The organism is Faecalibacterium sp. I4-1-79 (assembly GCF_023347235.1).
GTDB lineage: Bacteria > Bacillota > Clostridia > Oscillospirales > Ruminococcaceae > Faecalibacterium > Faecalibacterium tardum.
This window is the reverse complement of the sequence record NZ_CP094467.1, coordinates 45,385-63,700: the sequence shown is the minus strand read 5'-3', so window position 1 is coordinate 63,700 and position 18,316 is coordinate 45,385. Positions and strand designations below refer to the sequence as shown.

The following is an 18,316-nucleotide window of genomic DNA, read 5'->3' as shown; positions in this document are numbered from 1 at the left end:
TATGTAGTTGTTCAATCTTCCAAAATTTGCTTTTAGTTGTTGACTGCACAACTGCAAGGTGTTATTCTTGTGCTTGAAAGAAGCAGGTTGTAGTGTCCGCACTGCGCCCGGCTTTCTTCATACTGTACCTTGAATCTTACATAAGCCGTCTGAACGAGATACTGCGCCATGACCTCACACTTTCTGTGGGCGAGCCGGACAACGCCGCTGCAAAACAGGGGCAGGAACTGCGTTCGGTGTGAACGGTGACCATGAGCAGGGGCTTTGCCTTTTCACACGTTTTGCTCTGCAAAATTTTCAACGTGCATTGCGGTTCGACTTCTGAAATTTTCAGTGTTGCACGGAAAGGGCGAAAGCAAGTATCGACCTGTGGCCACAAATTTTCAATGCTTGAAAAATTGCTGTCCACATAGTCTAGCACTTGTCGGAGTGAGACTCCTCCATCTGCTGTCGCAGACCGCGCTGCCACTCGAAAGCCCCACTGGGGCTTTCGTTGCTGCGCAACCGCGGTCTTGTTGGGGAGTGCCTTCCCCAAACCCTGCTCTAGCTTCGCACCGTTGGTGCGAAAGCGGCGTGTCGCATTACATAGCCTTCTCCATCCCGGAGCGGGCATTTATCATTTTCACAGGAGGTCGAATATGACTGAAATGAAAAGTCCGAACGTACACGCAAAGAAGAACCGCAATGACACGCCGCGAAAACGAAAGACACACATCATCAAAGTCCGAGTGACCGCAGAAGAAAAACTGCGGATCGCATACGCCTGCAAAGAACTCCACCTCACCCAATCCGAACTCGTCCGCCGCGTCCTGTACGGCGTGAACGTCAAGCACACCGTTGTGGTGGCGCAGGGCGGCGAGGATGCACTGGCGGCGCTTGCCGCCTTGTCTGCTCAGTGCAGCAAGGTGGGCAGCAACCTCAACCAGCTTGCACGGCACTTCAACTCCGGCGGCAAAGACACCGAGCAGCTCCGGGCGCAAATTCTGGAGGAACTGTCCGCACTCACGAACTTTCGGCTGAAAGTCGAAGAAACGGTTGGTGAACTGTATGGCAACCATCAAGCATTTAAGCTCGAAAAACTCTAACTACGCCGCCGCCGAAAGCTATCTCACCTTTCAGCACAACGAGTACACTGGTCTGCCCATTCTGGACGAGAAGGGCAGACCCAAGCTACGGGATTCGTACCTGCTCGACACTCTTGAGTGCGGCGAATCTTCGTTTGCTATGGCCTGCCTGATTGCCAATCGCAAGTACGGCAAGAACGGCAGGCGGGAGGACGTGAAGACCCACCATTATATCATCAGCTTCGACCCGAAGGACGCAGTAGAGAACGGCCTGACCATGGAACGGGCGCAAGCCCTTGGATTGCAGTTCTGCAAGGACAACTTCCCCGGTCATCCCGCCATCGTCTGCACCCACCCGGACGGTCACAACAGTGCGGGAAATATCCACGTCCACATCGTCATCGGCAGCTTGCGCGTCCGCACCGTGGAACGGCAGCCCTTCATGGACAAGCCGTGCGACTGGGAAGCGGGCAAGAAGCACCGCTGCACCTCTGCCATGCTCCGGCACCTCCGTGTCGCTGTCATGGAGATGTGCGAGCAAGCCGACCTGAACCAGATCAATCTGCTGGAAGCCCAAGGCGACCATGTTTCGGAGCACGAGTATTGGGCGCAGCGGCGCGGACAACGCCGCCTCGACCATGCCAACGCCAAACTTGCCGCCGAAGGGCAGCAGCCCACCCAGACCGTCTACCAGACCGAGCTGGACAAGCTGCGAAAGCAGATCTACGTTGTGCTGAACAAGACCACCACCTTCGAGGAATTTTCTGCATTGCTCATGCAGGAACACGGCATCGCCGTGAAGGAGAGCCGAGGCCGGTTGAGCTACTGCCCGCCCGGCCGGACAAAGTTCATCACAGCCAAGAAACTGAGCAAGAAGCTGGAAAAAGAGCAGGTGCTGACCGCCCTCTCCCAGAACATCCAGCTTGCCGCCATCATCCAGCCCGCCAGCGAACAGAAGCCGGATAAGATCAGGAAACTGGTTGACATTCAGGCAAACGTTGCTGCGGGCAAGGGCATCGGCTATGAGCGTTGGGCGAAAAAGTTCAACCTCAAACGCTGGTCGCAGACCTTGTGTCTCCTGCAGGAGAAAAAGCTGCTCAGCGAAGATGCCCTGAACCAGCGCATTGTCGAACTGAAAACCCAGCACGACGATGCACTGGCGGTGGTCAAAGACTTGGATGCCCGCATGGTCTCCCTCAAGGAGCTGCGCGGGCATCTTGTGGTCTATCGGCAGTACAAGCCTCTTGCACAGAAGCTCCAGACTGTGCGGAACCCCGCCAAGTTCAAGGAGCAGCACCGTGCAGAGTTTGCTGTGTACGAGGCCGCTTGCGCCTATTTCAAGGCCAACGGGCTCAGGACACTACCGGACCTCAAAAAGCTGGATGCCGAATATCAGACCCTTTCCTCGGAGAAAAACGGTTTCTACACCCGTTACAAGAAAGCGCAGATCGAACTGCGTGAACTCCGCACCGCACAACAAAACGTGGATGCCTTCTTCCGCAAGGAAGAGCGCAACCACGCCGTACCGCAGCAGGAGGTCAAATGAACAACACTCTGACGGATCGATGTGTGAATAAACCCAACCTCACCCACGCCCCTCACCGGGCTTCGTCCTTTCGCCTGTACCCCACCCATTGGGACGGAGGGTAGCACCTCTGTCTTTTCGGACGTAAAGAACGCCATCTCGACCCGGCAGGCAGCGGAGCTATACGGCTTCGCCGTAAACCGAAACGGTATGATGTGCTGTCCCTTCCACGGGGATAAACACCCCAGCATGAAGGTGGACAGCCGTTTCCACTGTTTCGCCTGTCAGGCGGATGGCGATGTGATCGATTTTGTCGGCAAACTTTTTCAACTTTCTCCCTACAAGGCTGTGGAAAAGTTGAAGGAGGACTTCGGCATGGCACTTGCCGACGGCAAGGTGCGGCTTGCTCCCCGCAGACCGCCCACCGTCCGGCAGCAGCTGCTGGACTATTACCGCTGTCTGCAGCGTTGGCGGGTCCGATATGCACCGCAGTCACCCACAGAAGAACTTCACCCCTGCTTTCTTGAAGCGATAAAGAACCTTGACATCGTTGAATATTATCTGGACTGTTCGGTGCTCCCGGACCTGCAGACCGAAAACGAGCTACGGAAGTATTGGGAGGGATTGCATGAGCGACTGGAAAAAGAGGAACGAAGATTGGCGTGATGAGGACGAACTGGAAGAAGAGGAAGAATGCGAATGCCCTTGGGTAGACAGCAAGGGCAAAGTGCGTGAAACCGCTTACTGCCAGTACCTTTTAGAGAAGCACCCCATGATGTGCCTGAAACAGAAGCTGTTTGACCAGAACGGCGAGGTAGACGAGGACGCACTGCTCTACGAAGTCCACAGCGACCTCCGTGACTTTGTGCTCGACAACCTTGCCAAGAAGGAAAAGCAGGTTCTGGACGCACTCCGTATCGAAACCTATACTCCTGAATGGAAACCCCAGCTTGACCGCATCCATCTCCAGAACGGGACTTACTTTCTGGATGAACGGGGCTTTGTGCCGGAGAAGGAACTCTGCCTGAACCGGCTCCCCGTGGAATACCAGCCCGATGCCCCCGCACCGACCAAGTGGCTGGAATTTCTGGACGGTCTGCTGATCCCGGAGGACATTCTGACCTTGCAGGAATATCTCGGCTATCTCCTGATCCCGTCTACCAAGGCGCAGAAGATGCTGGTCATGACCGGCAAGGGCGGCGAGGGGAAGTCCCGCATCGGCTTGCTGCTGAAGAAGCTGTTCGGGGAAGCCTCTCACTCCGAATCCATCCTCCGCATCGAAACGAACCGCTTTGCCAGTGCAAATCTGGAGTATAAGCTGGTCATGGTCGATGACGACCTGAACATGGTGGCTTTGCCCGAAACACGGAACATCAAGTCCATCGTCACCGCCGAGGACCGTTTGTGCATTGAGCGAAAGAATAAGCAGGCTGTCCAAGGCCTGCTGTACGTTCGTTTCATCTGCTTCGGCAATGGCAACCTTGTGGCTGCTCACGATGACAGCGACGGCTTCTGGCGCAGGCAGATCCTCATCACGGTGAAAGACCGTGACCCTGCCCGGGTGGATAACCCCTTCCTCATCGAAGAGTTGTCCGAGGAGCGTCCCGGCATCCTGCTGTGGATGCTGGAGGGGCTGCACCGTCTGCTGGCGAACCGCTATCAGTTTACCATCAGCGAGCGCTCCATCCAGAACCTCGAAGCAGCCATGGCGGACAGCGACAACCTGACCCAGTTCATGCAGGCAACGGCGTATGTCCGTTTCAAGCCCGACACCGAGGAACGCTCCACCTATCTCTACCGCGCCTACACCAAGTGGTGCGAGGATAATCTGGAATCGCCTGTTCCGCAAAAGAAGTTCAGCCAGTTCCTGCTGAAAAATGCGGGGAAGTATGGCCTGACCTTTTCCAAGCACATCGAGGGGAAGTACCGCGGCTTCCGGGGCGTATGCGTCCACCCCGCCTTTGCTGCGGCATAAAACACACGAAAAGTGAAAATCTCCCGCCCCACGCGCCCCGAATCAGCGGTTTTTACCTGTTATCGCTGTTTTCTCCGGGTTTGTATCCGCCCTTTCCGGGCGGATGCAGGGCGGCAAAATGCCCTTTGGGGCGGGAGAGAAACCCGGACGCGCCCTCTTGGGGCGCATCCATCCAGCCATGCGCCCTGTAAAATCAACACAGAAAGGTACTTTTGTGTGGTTTGGGGCGCATGGGGCGCGTAAATTCAAGTTCTCGCACGTTTTGGGCTGCTGCTTCGGGTCAGGAGCGGCAGGCCCTTACATATTTACCGGCCCACAGGGTGCAGCTCAACCGGAACTGCGCCGGGTCTGGAGAAGTGCAAAGGAGACATGCCTATGACGAATGTCCGCAAAAATTCCGCTAAACTGACCCGTGAGGACTTGAAAATCGCGCCCGAATCCCCTACAATGAAATTGTCCGAAACCCCTGCCGTAGAACCTTCTGACCAGACCAGCAAAACTGTCCGACACGCCCCGCTCGTTTACCGGGTGGAGGAGATCGCCCAACTGTTGGCGATCTCCAACCGTGCTGCGTACAATCTGTGCAACACCACGAAAGATTTCAAGGTGATCCGCCTCGGTACCAGCATCCGGGTAAGCAAGCAGAGCTTCGATGATTGGTTTGCAGCGGTCTGAGGGAGGGAACATCTATGGCATCTATTATGAAACGTGGCAACACGTATTCCGTCCGATACAACTACAAAGATCATGCTGGCAAGCCCTGCAAGGGCTGGGAAACCTTCAAGACCAAGGCCGAAGCGCAGGAGCGCAAGATCACGGTGGAGAAGGAACTGCTGGACGGCACCTTCCTCGTGCCCGACACCATGACGGTCGAGGAGATGCTGTACAAGTGGATCCCCATTCAGTCCAGCAAACACAAGTGGTCTCCCAAGACCTACACCCAATCTGTGGCGATGGTGCAGAACCTCATCGTGCCGTATATCGGAAAGCGGAAGGTGCAAGACCTCCGCACCTACGACATTGAGCAGTTCTACGCCACCCTGAGCCAGACCCCCTGCGGCCAGTACGTTCACGGTGAAAAGCAGGAGCTGACGGAAAATCAGAAGAAGCGGCTGTTATCCAGCACGTCCATTCACGAAGTCCACACGCTCCTGAAAACTGCCTTTTCGTATGCCGTTGACTGGGATCTGATCCACAAATCGCCTACTCCCCGTGAAGCCCCCAAGATCAACACCGAAGAACGCACCATCTGGGATGAGCGCACCATGTTGGCGGCGCTGCAGACCATCGAGAATCCCGCTCTGCATCTGGCTGTGCACATGAGCATGATCCTTTCCTTGCGAGAGGGTGAGATTCTCGGCTTACAGCCGAGTGATCTGGACTTTGACGCAGCAGACGGACGGGGAACCATCTCGGTGAACAAAGCCCTGCAGCGTGCCGACAAGGTCGCATTGTCCAAGATTGACCCCACCCAGATCTACCACACCTTCCCGGACAGACGGGAGGGGAGCAAGTCCTCGCTGATCCTCAAGCGGACTAAGACCAAAAAGTCCAACCGCTTCCTGTATATGACCAAGCCCTTGAAAGAGGAGCTTCTGGCATGGCTGGAAAAGATGAAGCAGGACGAGCAGAGCGCCCCGGAAAAGTACAGCAACTGCGGTCAGCTGTTCCGCTTACCAGACGGCTTACCCATTGCACCGGACGTTCTGACGAAGTGGTACCGTATGTGGCGGGCAGAGCACTCGGAGTTTGAGAAGATCGTATTCCACGGTCTGCGCCACTCCAGTGCCACCTACCAGCTGCTGCAATCTGGCGGTGACTTCAAGTCGGTGCAGGGCAACACCGGCCATGCAACTGCCACCGTCCTGATGGACACCTACGCCCACACGCAAGACAAGCCCCGGTTGGAGCTGGCTGAGAAGATCGAAGCCGACTTCTACTCGCAGGATGTGGCAGGTGCGAAGCCGCAGGAACCCCCGGAAAACAAAACGCCGGCGGCAACAAAAATCACAGGTAAAATGATCCTTGAAGCCATCCGGCAGATGGACGCAGAGGAACGCCGCGAGCTGACGCGGGTACTCTTCGCGTAAAAGATTCTTTTTTGTGCAGCAAAATACACGCTGTGCAAGCGATGCAAAGAGTTCATGGCTTTTTTGTAAAATGTGCAGGAGATGTGCAAAAGTGTGCAGACTCTGCCAGAAAAACAAAAAAGCCATGAAATCTTTCGATTTCACGGCATTTTCTGGTGCGATGGAAGGGACTCGAACCCCCGGCCTACTGATTCGTAGAGGGCCTTTATATGAGTTTCGCCGTTTTCGGTCATCGCAGTTTATATAGATTCACCGTTGTTTTTGTGTTTGTTCGTGCATGGTCGTTTCACTTCTTTTCGATTCAACAAGGCACAAATAAGGCACATTCCAGAGAGCATACCATCCCATAAAACGGGCACTATGAGAAAAGTAAAAAAGCAGACGGCTCACGAGGGCGGCAGAAATGCCCCTGTGAGCCGTCTTTTGTTATGCGTGCGACTTTTCCTTGATATGACTGAAAACGTCCGTCAGCGCGTCCGCTGCCGCCGCATCGCTGGAACGGATGAACCCGGCGTAAATATCCGTGGTGGTGCTGGTCTTTGCGTGGCCAAGTCTGCCCGAAACAGTTGTAACAGGCACATGAGCCGCTATCAGCAAGCTGGCGTTGGTGTGGCGCAGGCTGTGGAAGTGAACCGCCGGGAGGTCATGGGCGGCCAGAAAGCCCGGAAACCAGCTTGTAACCGCATTGGGGTCGAACGGCTGACCGTTCCAGCGAGTGAACAACAGGTCATTGTCCACCGTCTTGCCGTTCTCGATCTCCACCCGGCGCACCCACTCGGAACCGACCTTGAACCGTTCGGCCTTTTGGTGCTGGCGGTACTCCCGCAGCAGCTGTACGCACTCCGGGCCTATCTTGATGCACCGCCGGGAGCGTTTCGTCTTGGGTGCCGTGAATACCGTACCGCGCCCGGCGATGTTCTGCACTGTCCTGTTGATGGAGATCACACCCGCGTCAAGGTCAATGTCCGACCAGCGCAAGGCGCATATCTCGCCCCGGCGGGCACCTGTAAGCAAGGCCAGCTGTGTGATAACGCTGTACTGTGCTGGCGCGTCTTGCAGGGCTTCCAGCAGCTTTGCAACGTCCTCTTCCTGTAAGGCTTCCACTTCGATTTCTGCCGCTTTGGGGGCTTCTGTGCGCCGACAGGGGTTTTCATCAATCAGCTGCCACTTGACCGCCTTTTCAAACACGCTGGACAGGAAGCGGTGATAGTGCAGCTGTGTGTTGCCGCCCAGCTTCCCGCCCGCCCTGACGTTCTCGGTGAATGCTTTGGACAAGGGCATCCCGGCGGCATCGGCTACTTTCTCGGCTGTCTTGCGGCTGACAGCCTTGCCGCTGCACAGCCCCCGCATGGTTTCCTCGCCCACCCCGGCGGTCTCCCGGATCCTTGCCCGCTGGCCTTTCGGCAGCAGCTTCAGCAGCGCGGCCGTTGCCGTATAGGTGGAATCCTGCCGCACTCCACCCTCGGACAGATTCGCATAGAACGCCATGAGGTGCGCCGGGCGTATCTGGTTGACCTTCATGTGACCCAGAGCAGCGGACACGCGCGGCACCAGCTTCCTGTACTCTGTGGCCGTCTTGGGCTTCAGCTGGCGGTCTGCATACTCTGTGAACCAGCGTTCTATCAGGTCATCCAGCTTCATGGACGCATCCAGCGAAATGCCGCCGTGCACTTCCTGTTCAAAGGCATCTGCCTGACGTTGCAGCTCCTTTTCCAGCTTCTTCCCAGTCATGCCCGGCGGGGGTGTATAGGTGCGGTTTACCAGCACCTGACGGCCCTGCCGATCATAGCCGTTGGAGACCCGGATGCAGTAGGAGCAGGTGCCGTCCTTCTTTGCGCGCTTTATGATTTTCGCCATCTGTCACCCCTCCTTTGTGGGTGAGCATTTTTGTTCTATTTGCTTCTTGCCGACAGTTTTATTCTACATCATTTTCTTTTTGCCATTGGTATTCCGGTATCCTAGCTAGTTCTTGCACACGTTCCGCCGCTAGATTCTGCGCTCTTGGGTTCATCTGTTCAAGTGCATTGCATATTTTTTCAACAGCCATTAAGTTAAGTGGACCATTATTGAGCATGTTCTCAATGCGCTTTACCTGTTGCTGCAAAGAATCGTCAATAAATGGATAGACACGCTCTAGGTCACAGGGTTTTACATCGTATTCTGTAGCCACCTCTTCGAGATGTTTTTTTATCCACTGATTTTCTTCATCTGCTCTCCAGATTCTTTTTGTCTTTCTCTCTGCATCGGATTCAATTATCTCAAGCCATTCACACGCAGCAGACAAACGCTCTTCATAAGTTCCTTCCTTTTTCAACCTTTCACTCCGAATATCTATTCCACCATCTTCAGCTGTCAAAGCATAAAACCAATTCCATCTCTCACCAAGAGCCTTTGCAATTTTTTGAACCGTTTCAACCTTAGGGATGACCTTTCCCGACTCGTATTTTCTGATTGCAGAATCAGCCATTCCACATTTTTCAGCAAGCTGTTTTTGCGTCATGTGAGAGTTGAGCCGCGCTTGTTTGATTTTTTCACCAGTGGTTTTATCACTAACTGCCATGAAATCACCTCAATCATACTATAACAGTTCTCGGTTTGAAAGTCCAGACCAAAAAGCATCTATTTCACCTGTTGACAGACCAAAACAAAGCTGTTATACTTTCTAGCAGACCACTATTGGTCTGAACCGAGGTGATAATTGTGAAGATTTCAAAAAACAAGCTTAATGTTGCCCTTGCTCGTAAGCAGTGGAATCAGCGCGACCTGCGCGATAACGCCGTTGTGTCCAGCCAGACAATCTTGAACATCAACAAGGGAAAGGAAATCATGCCCGCCACTGTGGGCAAGATCGCCGCCGCGCTGGGTGTGGACGTGACCGAAATTATTGAAGATGAGGGCTAACGCGCAGTGAACAAGATTCACCGTGTTAATGATTCAATTTCATCAATAATTTTTGATGTACAAAATCGGCAGCATTTATCCATAAATCAGGTGGGCATCCCTCTGTAAATCTATTGCAAAACAAGGTAATCCATTGCAAAGCATGACACTGGATATCACCAGATAATACTAGATGGATTTTGACGCAAAGGACTTCATTTCAACAATGGTTCATGGCATCAATTTTCAATCGAAATTTGTCGGTATTGCAAAGATTTTCGTTTTGTGCTTTACTGCTGACACATCACAAAAAGCAACGCTTTGAGTATACCAAGGAGGTGCATAAAATGGGCGATTCAATCCGTTATCCGATTATGAAATCGGTGAAGGATGCAGCCGAAATTTACGGCTTATCTCCGGCCTATATCCGCCGCCTTTGCCGAACTGGCAAAGTGCGTTTCGTCAATGCAGGTCACCGCTGGTTGGTCAACATGGATAGCCTTGCCCGATATTTTGAAGCAGGCGACCCCGGCCCGGCAGGGCTGGATGAAACCATTGGCGGTATCCGCCGGGTTTCTGGGAGGTGATATTCTTGAACACACCGAACCATAAAAAGAAACGAGTGTGAACCAATGCCGATTGAGAAAAGAGGAAGTTTCATCATGCTCCTAGAGCACGTTCATACAATGGATGAACTGACAGACGAAGAGTTTGGAAAGTTCGTCCGTGCTTACGCTAGTTACATTGAAACTGGCGTTGAACCAAATTTCTCTGATCGTTCTATGCGGATGATGTGGAAGACCATCAAGGCATTTGACGACAAGAACCGCGAAAAATACGCTGAAACATCAAGAAAGCGCAAAAAAGCAGGAGAGAAAGGTGCTGAAAAGCGTTGGAATAAAGATTCTGATGGAATGGCAAACGATAGCAAAAATAGCAAATGCCATTCCGAAGATGGCAAAAATGGCTTATATGAATATGAATATGGATATGATTATGATTCTACAGCTGTAGCTGTAGATAATGCTGCACCCGCTGCTCCTCGCACAGATTCAGGCCTTGCCGAGATCATGCAGCACTTTCAAGAGATTATAGGCGTTTTCCCACCGTCCGCACTAGACAAGCTGCAACGCTGGCGGAAAATTTACCCAGCGGAGATCATCCGAGCCGCGATTGATGAAGCCGCCGAGAGCGGGCATCGGTCGTGGAAGTATGTAGACGGGATCCTGAGAGGTTGGCAAGCGGATGGTGTCCGTACTCTTGGCGATGTAGAAGCCCGCCGTGCAGCCCGGAAGAAGTCCGAACAGCCGCAGGAAAGAAAGTTTGAGGTGTTGACATGAACATTCACAAGGTTTTACTGGGTGCAATCCTCATTAAACCAGACCTTGCGCCCTATTCGCTGCCGGATTTGGAGATTGAACACTTCCCGGCAGACCTTCAGCCGGTGTTTGCCGCGCTGTCCGGCCTTTGGAATGCAAAGGGCCAGCTGGACGCGGTGGAAGCCTGTTCCCGATATCCAGAGCAGCGAACGGCCATTATGGAGTGCGTAGAGGAATGCGAGGGTGAGTATATCGCCATAACCCGCGACCGCGTGGAAGAATGGACGCAGCTTGTCCGGGAACGGGCGGCCTTGACCCAGTTCCAGAGTTTGGCCCTTCAGGCTGGCAGCAACCTGACCACCTTTGCAGACCTGCCCGACCTGTATAGCCAGATGGGCGAAGCCTTGACCCTTGACCGGGAAGAACAGGATTTCAAGCCAATCGGGGAACTGGTAGACACCTATATCCGAAAACTGGATGAAAAGCCGCGCTACCTTCCCAGCGGAATTTCTGTTTTGGACAAGCACCTACACCTTTCACCCGGCAATCTGTTCATCATCGGCGGGCGACCCAGTGCCGGCAAAACGGCCTTGTCCCTGCAAATAGCCTGTGAACAAGCCCGGCGGGGCTTCCGGGTGTGCTATTTCTCGCTGGAAACCGACCCGGACACCCTGACCTCCCGCATTATTGCGAACCGTCTGGCGGTTCCTCTGGCCGATGTGAAGGCAAAGACTGTGCCGCAGTCTGACCTTGACAGTCTTGCGGATCTGCACAAGCTGCCGCTGTTCATCCGGTCTGCATCCGGCAAGGGGGTCGGTTGGGTCAAGGCGCAGGCCCAGCGAATGAAGGCGCAAGTTGTTTTCATCGACTATTTGCAGCTTCTGGCCGCCAGCAAGGCAAAAGACCGCTATCAGCAAATCACGTCTATTTCCATCGGGTTGCACGAGTTTGCACAAACCACAGGAATCCTTGTGATAGCCCTTGCCCAGTTGAACCGCAACGCTGCACACGCATCCCCCAGCACCGCCGATCTGAAGGAATCTGGCCAGTTAGAACAGGACGCGGACGCTATTTTGCTCCTGTCTGGCGATGATGAGAAGTTTCAAGCCATCCTTGCCAAAAACAAAGAGGGCCGTGTTGGTGAAATCCCCTTGACCTTTGATAAAACCCGCCAGCGTTTTCTCACTGTCACCAGCGAACTTGAAGGGAGGTGAACGCATGAAACGCAACCCAAACCGCCCGCGCCGCCGGGAGCCGTACCACTATGATGCAACCGGCGCGCAGTACATCGCCTGTATCGAAGCAGCCTTGCAGCATGGCCAGAGCATCCCGCTGCACGTCTTGCAGGTAGTCTATCACATGCTGCTGCCTTATATGCACAGTTGACCAACTGACCACACCCCGGCGGTGTTGATTTTGAACGCGCCCAGTAAGGGTGCAGAAAGGACTTTCCATGATTATCAATCACACTTCCAACCCGAACCTATTCGCACTCGTCACCGACCGCAGCAGCAACCGTCCGCTGATGAAGAAGCTTTCCAAGCTGCTGGGCGCAATCAACCATCTGGACGGCATCGACCCGGAAACCCGCTCCAAGCTGTACGAGCGTGCCGTTGATGCTGTCTTTGCAGCCGAAGAGAACGCCTTTGACAAGGCGGCAGAGATGCAGGCAGCTATCACCACGGACGAGCTGATCACTCACGATGATTAAGTGACACCGACAAACAAAAAGGCCGCCATGCAAGCAGCGAACTCGCAAGGCAGCCTAGCGGGAGCGATTGACAGACCACATCCCGCAGCCATTCTATCACACCCAGCACCCCATCTCAAGCCCGGCGCCCCCCTCAAGGTACTGTGAACGGGTACCCTAGCCCTTAGCGGGCTCGCTGACCCCTGTTGTGGGCTAGTCTTATAGGAAAATTTTGACCGTTTCGTTACGCATCCTGCACCCGACCCTGTATCCTCTTTGCACCCGCTGATGAAACAAACAAAGGATATTTCAGGAGGTAAGACTATGGGCAATGATATTCACATTCATCTTGACGAAATCCCCCCGGAAGTAGCTGCCACTCTAGCGCGCGGCTGTCTACGGCTCTATTATCGGATCATCGCCATGCCAAACGGTCGAGAACTGCTGGACAATGAATGGGAAAAATATCAGCAGCGGAAAAACACTGAAGCCGCATCCCCATCCGCTGACAGCAGTTCCGAATAACTTACACCCTGCTGGCGGCCAACACTGTCGATGATGTGAGTCTGGCTCACTTCATCTTCATCAAGCCGTTCAGCCACCCTTGCAGGGGGCCTAGCATTCGCAATCAGTGCGCCGTGGTACCAACACAAGCGCGGCAAGCAGTGCTTTTGTACGCACAAAGCCTTGCAAGCAATGTCTTTGTCTATACAAAGCGGCCTTGTTGGGAAGCATCCCAAACCCTTTGACCGTGCAGCACCCGCCGGGCGCAACACTTCAGCTGCCACACCATCCCGGCGGCGTCACCGGCATGTTGTTCACTCGCGTACATCTTCGTGACACCACGAAAATGGTAACGCCAACAAAATCGCAGACAGCACAAAGCCCCCAGACCGTGACAGCGCACGTCTGAGGGCTTTTCTTGTTGCTTGTGGGTATTTTTCCTTGCCGTGGCTCTATCCACACTCTGACAGCCCCCGGCGGGCTATCAATCGCGGTAGAACTTGCTCAGTGCTTTCAGCAGGGGCAGAAAGTCGTTGCAGATCTGCGCGGCCACATCCTCGGCGGTCTTTTCATCGTAGACGTGAGAAGTGATGTTACGGGCCGTGATGATCTTGTTCCATTCGTCCGCGTCCTGAATGATACCAGCGGCAAAGGCTTCTTTCAGCACAGCGCGCGGGGTGGCAATGGGCGTTGTGCTGCCCTGATCTTCCAGATATTCCTTGATGGACTTCCATGCCAGTTCCACCGTGAACTCAAATCGCTGGATCAGGCCGTCACGGTAAAGGGCATCCGGCTGGCTCTTCTGGTAGATGGCTACCGCCTGTTCCAGCTGTGCCAGCGCGCTGATATAGTGTTCAATCTTCTGCAACATAGAGGTCTACACCGTCCTTCTTGATATTTTCGATAAACGCCGGGTTCATCCCGTCTGTGATATGCACGATGTCAAATTTCAGCAGCGTGGGCAAGTCCTCGCAGTCCATCCAGAAGTTTGCCCGGTTGCTCTCTGGCATCCCATACACGGCCAGATCCACGTCACTGTTATAGCGGTTGTCACCTCTGGCGCGGGAGCCGAACAGCACGAGCCGCCGGGCACCGTGCTGGCGGGCGAGTGCTGCCAGCTGCTTATACAGTTCTTCCATGTTCATTCCTCCCCGGCGGGTTCATCCAGCAGCTTCTTGACAAATTCCTCTGTGGAGCCTGTGAAGTGCTCACCGCTGCCTGTCTGAATCATCTCGTTCACTTCATCCATCGCCGCTTGCGTTTCAGCGTTCGGAATCTCATCGGGCACATATTCCAGCAGATCACCCGGCTGGCAGTCGAGCAAACGACATACCGTATCAATCGTTTTCCATGATGCAAGTTCACCATGCCGCAGCTGCTGCAAGGTAGCCTGTCCCATGAGTTTATCTGTACGAATTTTGTTGGTGCTGTATCCTGCTGCCTTGAGCGCAGGTAGAATCTCCATCCTATACCGAATCATTCTGATCCCTTCCTTTCTATGATTTATTTTACTTCATCTTTGCACTATTTACAAGTGCAAAAAGTGATAATTATAGCACTCAATTCTTGTGCATTTTATCAATAGACTGCACTTTGTTTGAGTGCTATAATGAAGACACAGCAAGGGAAGCACGACCGGAAGGCAAGGGGCGAAGTAAGAACCGGGAGCGCAGTAAGTCGTGAGCGCGTGCTAAGTCAGTAACCCACTTCCTGAAAGCTGTATAAAAGAAAATGGCCCGGCGACCGCTACCAACGAACCACCGAGCCAAACCCACCAAAGGGTCAAGCCCATTATACAGGAGCTGACCCTCAAAGTAAAGCGAGGACAGTATGAAAAAGTACAATCTCTCCGAGATCATGCATAAGGCATGGAAGCTGTACCGCAAGGGTGTGGGCAGCTTTGCCGAGGCCCTGCACCGGGCATGGAACAGCGCAAAGGCCGCCCCGGTCAACGCCCAGCGCATCGAGGAAGCGCAGCAGACCGCCGGGATCACCGAGCCTGTGAACACTTGGGCAGGCTGGAAAGCCGCCGGGTACATGGTGGAACACGGTGCAAAGGCTCTGTTTCAGGCGGTGCTCATCCACAGCAGCAGGGGTGACGGCCAGACCTACCGCGCATCGTTCTTCGGTGCATCGCAGGTGAAGCCGCTAGAAGCCCAGTAACACGCACAGAGGACCCCGGCGGGAAGATGGAAGCCCGCCGGGCATGATAGGAGGATATGACCATGAAGATAGAAAAGAAAATCAGCTTACACGCCTTTGAGGTTGAGTACATCGACCAGCGGGAAGCCAAGCCCCGCACTCTGCACCGAGAGAGCATCGTGCTGGACGGCGGCCGGATTAACACGCTTGACCACCTGAACCAGACCCCGCAGAGCTGGATCCGGCAGCAGTACGCCCAGCAGGGCTACACCGTGGCAGCCATTCACAAGGGCGACAGCCTGACCGCCAAGGTAGACACCGGGTTTCTGTGGAAGCTGGCCGCACTGGATGCAGCCGCAACAAAGGCCGGCAAAAGCGTAGCCAAGCTGTTGGAAGGAGGTGCAGTGGGATGTTGATTGGAACATTCAAGGGCAAATCCGTTCACTGCTTCCGCATCGGCGAGGAAGATTACTTTGTTCGACGAGGCCGCCGATTTGTTGCAGCGAAGGCAAAGCACGAGGATGGTTGTTATGTGCTGGTTCCAGTGGGCATGAGTTACCAACAAGCAGCAATGAAAGCCGCCCACCTGCGCACTGAACGGGAAAGAGGTGCAGCAGTATGACCGCGGCCCAGTGGCAAGAAGTCCTCTGCCGTGTCCGCAGCCTGTCAGCGGCCAACAAAGAACGCCTATTGACCTATCTCCACGCGCTGCACGATGCAGCACAGCATTCCTCGAACGCCGAGGGAACACCGAATACACTCAAGATACTGTAACAGCCCCACCGGGCTATCAGCGGGCTTTCCAAGCCCTATCTTTACCCAGTCATCCGGGAAAATTCTGACCACTTTAATTGAATTTTGAAAGAGAGGAATACCATGCAGCACCATGATGACGCCCCTAGAATCCCCACCATCACCGCAGAAGAAGCCATGAAACTGTCATGGACATGGAGCACAGCGCAGACGCTAAAAGCCGTCAGCGATTTGTATCAGGCTCTTTTGAAGATTCCGCAGCCGGTTGATGATTGCGGTTCTCTGACGGTTATGTCCCAATTTGCAGCCCTCTGGAACGCTGGCAGGGTGCAGGGCATCCGGGAAGAACGTGCCCGGCGGAAGCGCAAGACCCTGACCGCCGAACAGTAACAGCAACGCCCTCTTGCGGCCCACAAACGGCCGCAGGGGGCATTTTTCATCGTTCTATGATGGATTCTCTGCGCCCACTGTGGTAAAATGGGTGCAGTCGAATTGATGAAAGGGGAAACCATGACACTCCAAGAAATCTCTCGCTACTTCCACCTGAATGAAACCATCGAAAAGAACCGTGAGGCTTTGAAGTTCCTGCGCCAGAGAGCTGAACCCGCTGCACCCTCGCTAAACGGTATGCCCCACGCATCCGGTGTGAAAGACAGCACCGGGCGACTGGCCGTTGAGATTGCCGACATGGATGCACGGATAACCTACCTTGAGGAACAGGCCGAGCAGGAGCGAGATAAAGCCATTGCCTTTTGCGATACGATTCAGGACGCGCGCCTGTATCTGATTTTCCGTCTACGCTTTGTTCGTTGTCTGACATGGACGGAGGTCGCTGACCTCATGGGGGACTACTACACCGATGCCGGCGTGTGCAAGATGGCCTACAACTATCTCGCCAAGACGGAGAAGGAGAAGCCAACTGCCCAGAGTGCATGACCTACGATAGAGCCGCAGCACCTACAGACAGCACGAAAGCCCGCCCGGCTACACACCGGACAGGCTTTTTCTTTGCCCCAAACAGGCGATGAACAGGCAAAAGCACCCGCCCCGCCGGGCATCCAGCACAAGGCACTCTGTAAGGCACACGAGAGGTAGTTTTTGGGGCAGCAAGGCACAAATGAGGCACTTTCCAGTCCTTTTGAATCCTATATAAAGCAAGAAATCCCACGATTTACACCGTATTTTCAACGGTCAATCGTGGGATTTTACTTGGTGCGATGGAAGGGACTCGAACCCCCGGCCTACTGATTCGTAGTCAGTCACTCTATCCAGCTGAGCTACCAACGCATACGTTCCGCTCGGAACATGATGTATTTTATCACGAAGGGCGGGGTTTGTCAACAGCTTTTTTGAAATATTTTTATATTTTCCGAAAAAGAACGTCTTTTCTTTGATTTTACTGCGGTTTTTCTGCATTCCTTCTGCCGTCCCGGCGCAAAAAGCGGCTTCTACGGCCGCTTTTCGCCCGCCGGGCGGGGGAGAGTGGGCGTGGCGCTCAGTCCTCCTGTGCCAGCTGGCGGGCAATTTTTACGCCGGTGGGGGTGGCGGCAAGGCCGCCCTGACCGGTCTCGCGCAGGTCGGGGGAGAGCAGGCTGCCCACGCGGCCCATAGCATCGATGACCTCGTCGCAGGGGATGGCGTAGTCCACCCCAGCCAGTGCCATGTTGGCGCAGGAGACCGCGTTCACCGCGCCCACCACGTTGCGCTTGATGCAGGGCACCTCTACCAGACCCGCCACGGGGTCGCAGACCAGACCCAGCAGGTTGCCCAGCGCCATGGCGGCGGCAGCGGCGCACTGCTCCGGGGTGCCGCCCTTCAGGTTACACAGGGCGGCGGCGGCCATGGCGCTGGCTGCACCTACCTCGGCCTGACAGCCGCCCTCTGCGCCCGCCAGCGTGGCGCGGGCGGCGATGACCTGTCCGAAGCCCGCCGCTACATACAATGCATCGCAGACGGCGTCCTCGTCTGCCTGCCCGGCGCGGGCCAGCGGCAGCAGCACCGCCGGCAGCACCCCGCAGCTGCCCGCCGTGGGCGCGGCTACGATGCGCTTCATGCAGGCGTTGCACTCGGCGGTCTTCAGGGCTTCCGCTGTTACTGCGGCCAGATAATCATCGCCCAGCAGGCGCCCCTGCTGCCACGCCTGCTCCACCTTGGCGGCATCGCCGCCGGAAAGGCCGCTGCGGCTGCGCTGTGCGGGGTCGTATTCCTGACTGGTGGCCTGCATCACCTGCCACAGGTGCCGCATGGCGGCGCGGCTGTGCGCCTCGGTCAGGCGGCTCTCCTCCAAATCGCTGCGCAGCACCGCTTCTGCCAGCGTGATCTTCTGGCTGCGGGCAGCGGCCAGCATCTCTTCACAGGACAAAAATGCCATGGC

General features: G+C 54.9%; 26 protein-coding genes and 1 tRNA gene. 20 read left to right on the top strand and 7 right to left on the bottom strand.

The window, feature by feature from the left end; all coding sequences use genetic code 11:
- The first annotated feature begins 638 nt into the window (after positions 1–638).
- From MTP36_RS00305 to MTP36_RS00280, 6 genes are all read left to right on the top strand, one after another.
- Positions 639–1,085 (top strand): plasmid mobilization protein, encoded by a 447-nt coding sequence (locus tag MTP36_RS00305; protein ID WP_249252677.1) that lies wholly within the window; start codon positions 639–641, stop codon positions 1,083–1,085.
- The gene (locus MTP36_RS00300; protein ID WP_249252666.1) at positions 1,048–2,610 is read left to right on the top strand and encodes a relaxase/mobilization nuclease domain-containing protein; all 1,563 of its coding nucleotides are present in this window, start codon (positions 1,048–1,050) and stop codon (positions 2,608–2,610) included. Before MTP36_RS00305 ends, MTP36_RS00300 begins: the two co-directional genes overlap by 38 nt.
- A 189-nt stretch (positions 2,611–2,799) precedes the next feature.
- The gene (locus tag MTP36_RS00295; RefSeq protein WP_256466533.1) at positions 2,800–3,255 is read left to right on the top strand and encodes a CHC2 zinc finger domain-containing protein; all 456 of its coding nucleotides are present in this window, start codon (positions 2,800–2,802) and stop codon (positions 3,253–3,255) included.
- Positions 3,218–4,564, top strand: coding sequence for a DNA primase family protein (locus tag MTP36_RS00290; protein WP_006735274.1), 1,347 nt, complete (start codon positions 3,218–3,220; stop codon positions 4,562–4,564). The genes MTP36_RS00295 and MTP36_RS00290 overlap by 38 nt, the downstream gene beginning before the upstream one ends.
- A gap of 369 nt (positions 4,565–4,933) precedes the next feature.
- Positions 4,934–5,239, top strand: coding sequence for a helix-turn-helix domain-containing protein (locus MTP36_RS00285; RefSeq protein ID WP_006735272.1), 306 nt, complete (start codon positions 4,934–4,936; stop codon positions 5,237–5,239).
- A 14-nt stretch (positions 5,240–5,253) separates the two neighbouring features.
- Entirely contained in the window at positions 5,254–6,654 is a 1,401-nt protein-coding gene (locus MTP36_RS00280; protein WP_249252645.1) for a site-specific integrase, read from the top strand.
- A gap of 426 nt (positions 6,655–7,080) precedes the next feature.
- Here the strand turns inward: MTP36_RS00280 and MTP36_RS00275 are convergent, their stop codons facing one another.
- Both MTP36_RS00275 and MTP36_RS00270 read right to left on the bottom strand, forming a co-directional pair.
- A complete protein-coding gene (locus tag MTP36_RS00275) occupies positions 7,081–8,511 on the bottom strand; it encodes a site-specific integrase (protein ID WP_249252643.1) in 1,431 nt (476 codons plus the stop codon).
- Positions 8,512–8,569: 58 nt separating this feature from the next.
- Positions 8,570–9,214 carry a helix-turn-helix domain-containing protein gene (locus MTP36_RS00270; RefSeq protein WP_249252641.1) on the bottom strand — a complete coding sequence of 215 codons (645 nt, stop codon included), beginning with the start codon at positions 9,212–9,214 and terminating at the stop codon, positions 8,570–8,572.
- Positions 9,215–9,354: 140 nt separating this feature from the next.
- On the opposite strand from MTP36_RS00270, the gene MTP36_RS00265 reads away from it, so the two are divergent.
- From MTP36_RS00265 to MTP36_RS00235, 8 genes are all read left to right on the top strand, one after another.
- Entirely contained in the window at positions 9,355–9,555 is a 201-nt protein-coding gene (locus tag MTP36_RS00265) for a helix-turn-helix domain-containing protein (RefSeq protein ID WP_249252639.1), read from the top strand.
- A gap of 172 nt (positions 9,556–9,727) precedes the next feature.
- The gene (locus tag MTP36_RS15915) at positions 9,728–9,859 is read left to right on the top strand and encodes a hypothetical protein (protein ID WP_256466532.1); all 132 of its coding nucleotides are present in this window, start codon (positions 9,728–9,730) and stop codon (positions 9,857–9,859) included.
- A gap of 22 nt (positions 9,860–9,881) precedes the next feature.
- A complete protein-coding gene (locus MTP36_RS00260; RefSeq protein WP_249252637.1) occupies positions 9,882–10,121 on the top strand; it encodes a helix-turn-helix domain-containing protein in 240 nt (79 codons plus the stop codon).
- Positions 10,122–10,166: 45 nt separating this feature from the next.
- Positions 10,167–10,874, top strand: a complete 708-nt coding sequence (locus tag MTP36_RS00255) for a DnaD domain protein (protein WP_249252635.1) — start codon at positions 10,167–10,169, stop codon at positions 10,872–10,874.
- Entirely contained in the window at positions 10,871–12,067 is a 1,197-nt protein-coding gene (locus MTP36_RS00250; RefSeq protein WP_249252633.1) for a replicative DNA helicase, read from the top strand. The genes MTP36_RS00255 and MTP36_RS00250 overlap by 4 nt, the downstream gene beginning before the upstream one ends.
- 4 nt (positions 12,068–12,071) lie before the next feature.
- Entirely contained in the window at positions 12,072–12,239 is a 168-nt protein-coding gene (locus tag MTP36_RS00245) for a hypothetical protein (RefSeq protein ID WP_249252631.1), read from the top strand.
- Between the two features lie 67 nt (positions 12,240–12,306).
- The gene (locus MTP36_RS00240; protein ID WP_249252629.1) at positions 12,307–12,564 is read left to right on the top strand and encodes a hypothetical protein; all 258 of its coding nucleotides are present in this window, start codon (positions 12,307–12,309) and stop codon (positions 12,562–12,564) included.
- 303 nt (positions 12,565–12,867) lie between these two features.
- Entirely contained in the window at positions 12,868–13,068 is a 201-nt protein-coding gene (locus MTP36_RS00235) for a hypothetical protein (protein ID WP_249252628.1), read from the top strand.
- A 463-nt stretch (positions 13,069–13,531) separates the two neighbouring features.
- Here MTP36_RS00235 and MTP36_RS00230 read toward each other — a convergent pair whose 3' ends face one another.
- Genes MTP36_RS00230 through MTP36_RS00220 form a run of 3 tightly spaced genes read right to left on the bottom strand, consistent with a single transcriptional unit; the run spans position 13,532 to position 14,527 of the window.
- Positions 13,532–13,918, bottom strand: a complete 387-nt coding sequence (locus MTP36_RS00230; RefSeq protein ID WP_249252626.1) for a nucleotidyltransferase substrate binding protein — start codon at positions 13,916–13,918, stop codon at positions 13,532–13,534.
- Positions 13,902–14,186 carry a nucleotidyltransferase family protein gene (locus tag MTP36_RS00225; protein WP_249252624.1) on the bottom strand — a complete coding sequence of 95 codons (285 nt, stop codon included), beginning with the start codon at positions 14,184–14,186 and terminating at the stop codon, positions 13,902–13,904. The genes MTP36_RS00230 and MTP36_RS00225 overlap by 17 nt, the downstream gene beginning before the upstream one ends.
- A 2-nt stretch (positions 14,187–14,188) precedes the next feature.
- Positions 14,189–14,527 (bottom strand): helix-turn-helix domain-containing protein, encoded by a 339-nt coding sequence (locus MTP36_RS00220; protein WP_249252622.1) that lies wholly within the window; start codon positions 14,525–14,527, stop codon positions 14,189–14,191.
- Positions 14,528–14,877: 350 nt separating this feature from the next.
- Here MTP36_RS00220 and MTP36_RS00215 point away from each other — a divergent pair, with 350 nt between their 5' ends.
- The 6 genes from MTP36_RS00215 (at position 14,878) to MTP36_RS00190 (ending at position 16,878) form a co-directional block, all read left to right on the top strand.
- On the top strand, positions 14,878–15,210 hold the full coding sequence (locus MTP36_RS00215; protein WP_249252620.1) for a hypothetical protein: 333 nt from the start codon (positions 14,878–14,880) through the stop codon (positions 15,208–15,210).
- A gap of 62 nt (positions 15,211–15,272) precedes the next feature.
- Positions 15,273–15,605 carry a hypothetical protein gene (locus MTP36_RS00210; protein ID WP_249252618.1) on the top strand — a complete coding sequence of 111 codons (333 nt, stop codon included), beginning with the start codon at positions 15,273–15,275 and terminating at the stop codon, positions 15,603–15,605.
- Positions 15,599–15,811, top strand: coding sequence for a hypothetical protein (locus MTP36_RS00205; protein WP_249252616.1), 213 nt, complete (start codon positions 15,599–15,601; stop codon positions 15,809–15,811). Before MTP36_RS00210 ends, MTP36_RS00205 begins: the two co-directional genes overlap by 7 nt.
- Positions 15,808–15,963, top strand: a complete 156-nt coding sequence (locus tag MTP36_RS00200) for a hypothetical protein (protein ID WP_249252614.1) — start codon at positions 15,808–15,810, stop codon at positions 15,961–15,963. Before MTP36_RS00205 ends, MTP36_RS00200 begins: the two co-directional genes overlap by 4 nt.
- 102 nt (positions 15,964–16,065) lie before the next feature.
- A complete protein-coding gene (locus tag MTP36_RS00195; RefSeq protein ID WP_249252612.1) occupies positions 16,066–16,332 on the top strand; it encodes a hypothetical protein in 267 nt (88 codons plus the stop codon).
- Positions 16,333–16,452: 120 nt separating this feature from the next.
- Complete coding sequence (locus tag MTP36_RS00190) at positions 16,453–16,878, top strand: hypothetical protein (RefSeq protein ID WP_249252610.1); 426 nt, start codon at positions 16,453–16,455, stop codon at positions 16,876–16,878.
- Positions 16,879–17,152: 274 nt separating this feature from the next.
- Here MTP36_RS00190 and MTP36_RS00185 read toward each other — a convergent pair.
- Together MTP36_RS00185 and sdaAA are read right to left on the bottom strand one after the other, a co-directional pair.
- Positions 17,153–17,229 (bottom strand) — tRNA-Arg (locus MTP36_RS00185).
- Between the two features lie 208 nt (positions 17,230–17,437).
- Positions 17,438–18,313 carry an L-serine ammonia-lyase, iron-sulfur-dependent, subunit alpha gene (gene sdaAA / locus MTP36_RS00180; RefSeq protein WP_249241005.1) on the bottom strand — a complete coding sequence of 292 codons (876 nt, stop codon included), beginning with the start codon at positions 18,311–18,313 and terminating at the stop codon, positions 17,438–17,440.
- Positions 18,314–18,316 lie beyond the last annotated feature (3 nt).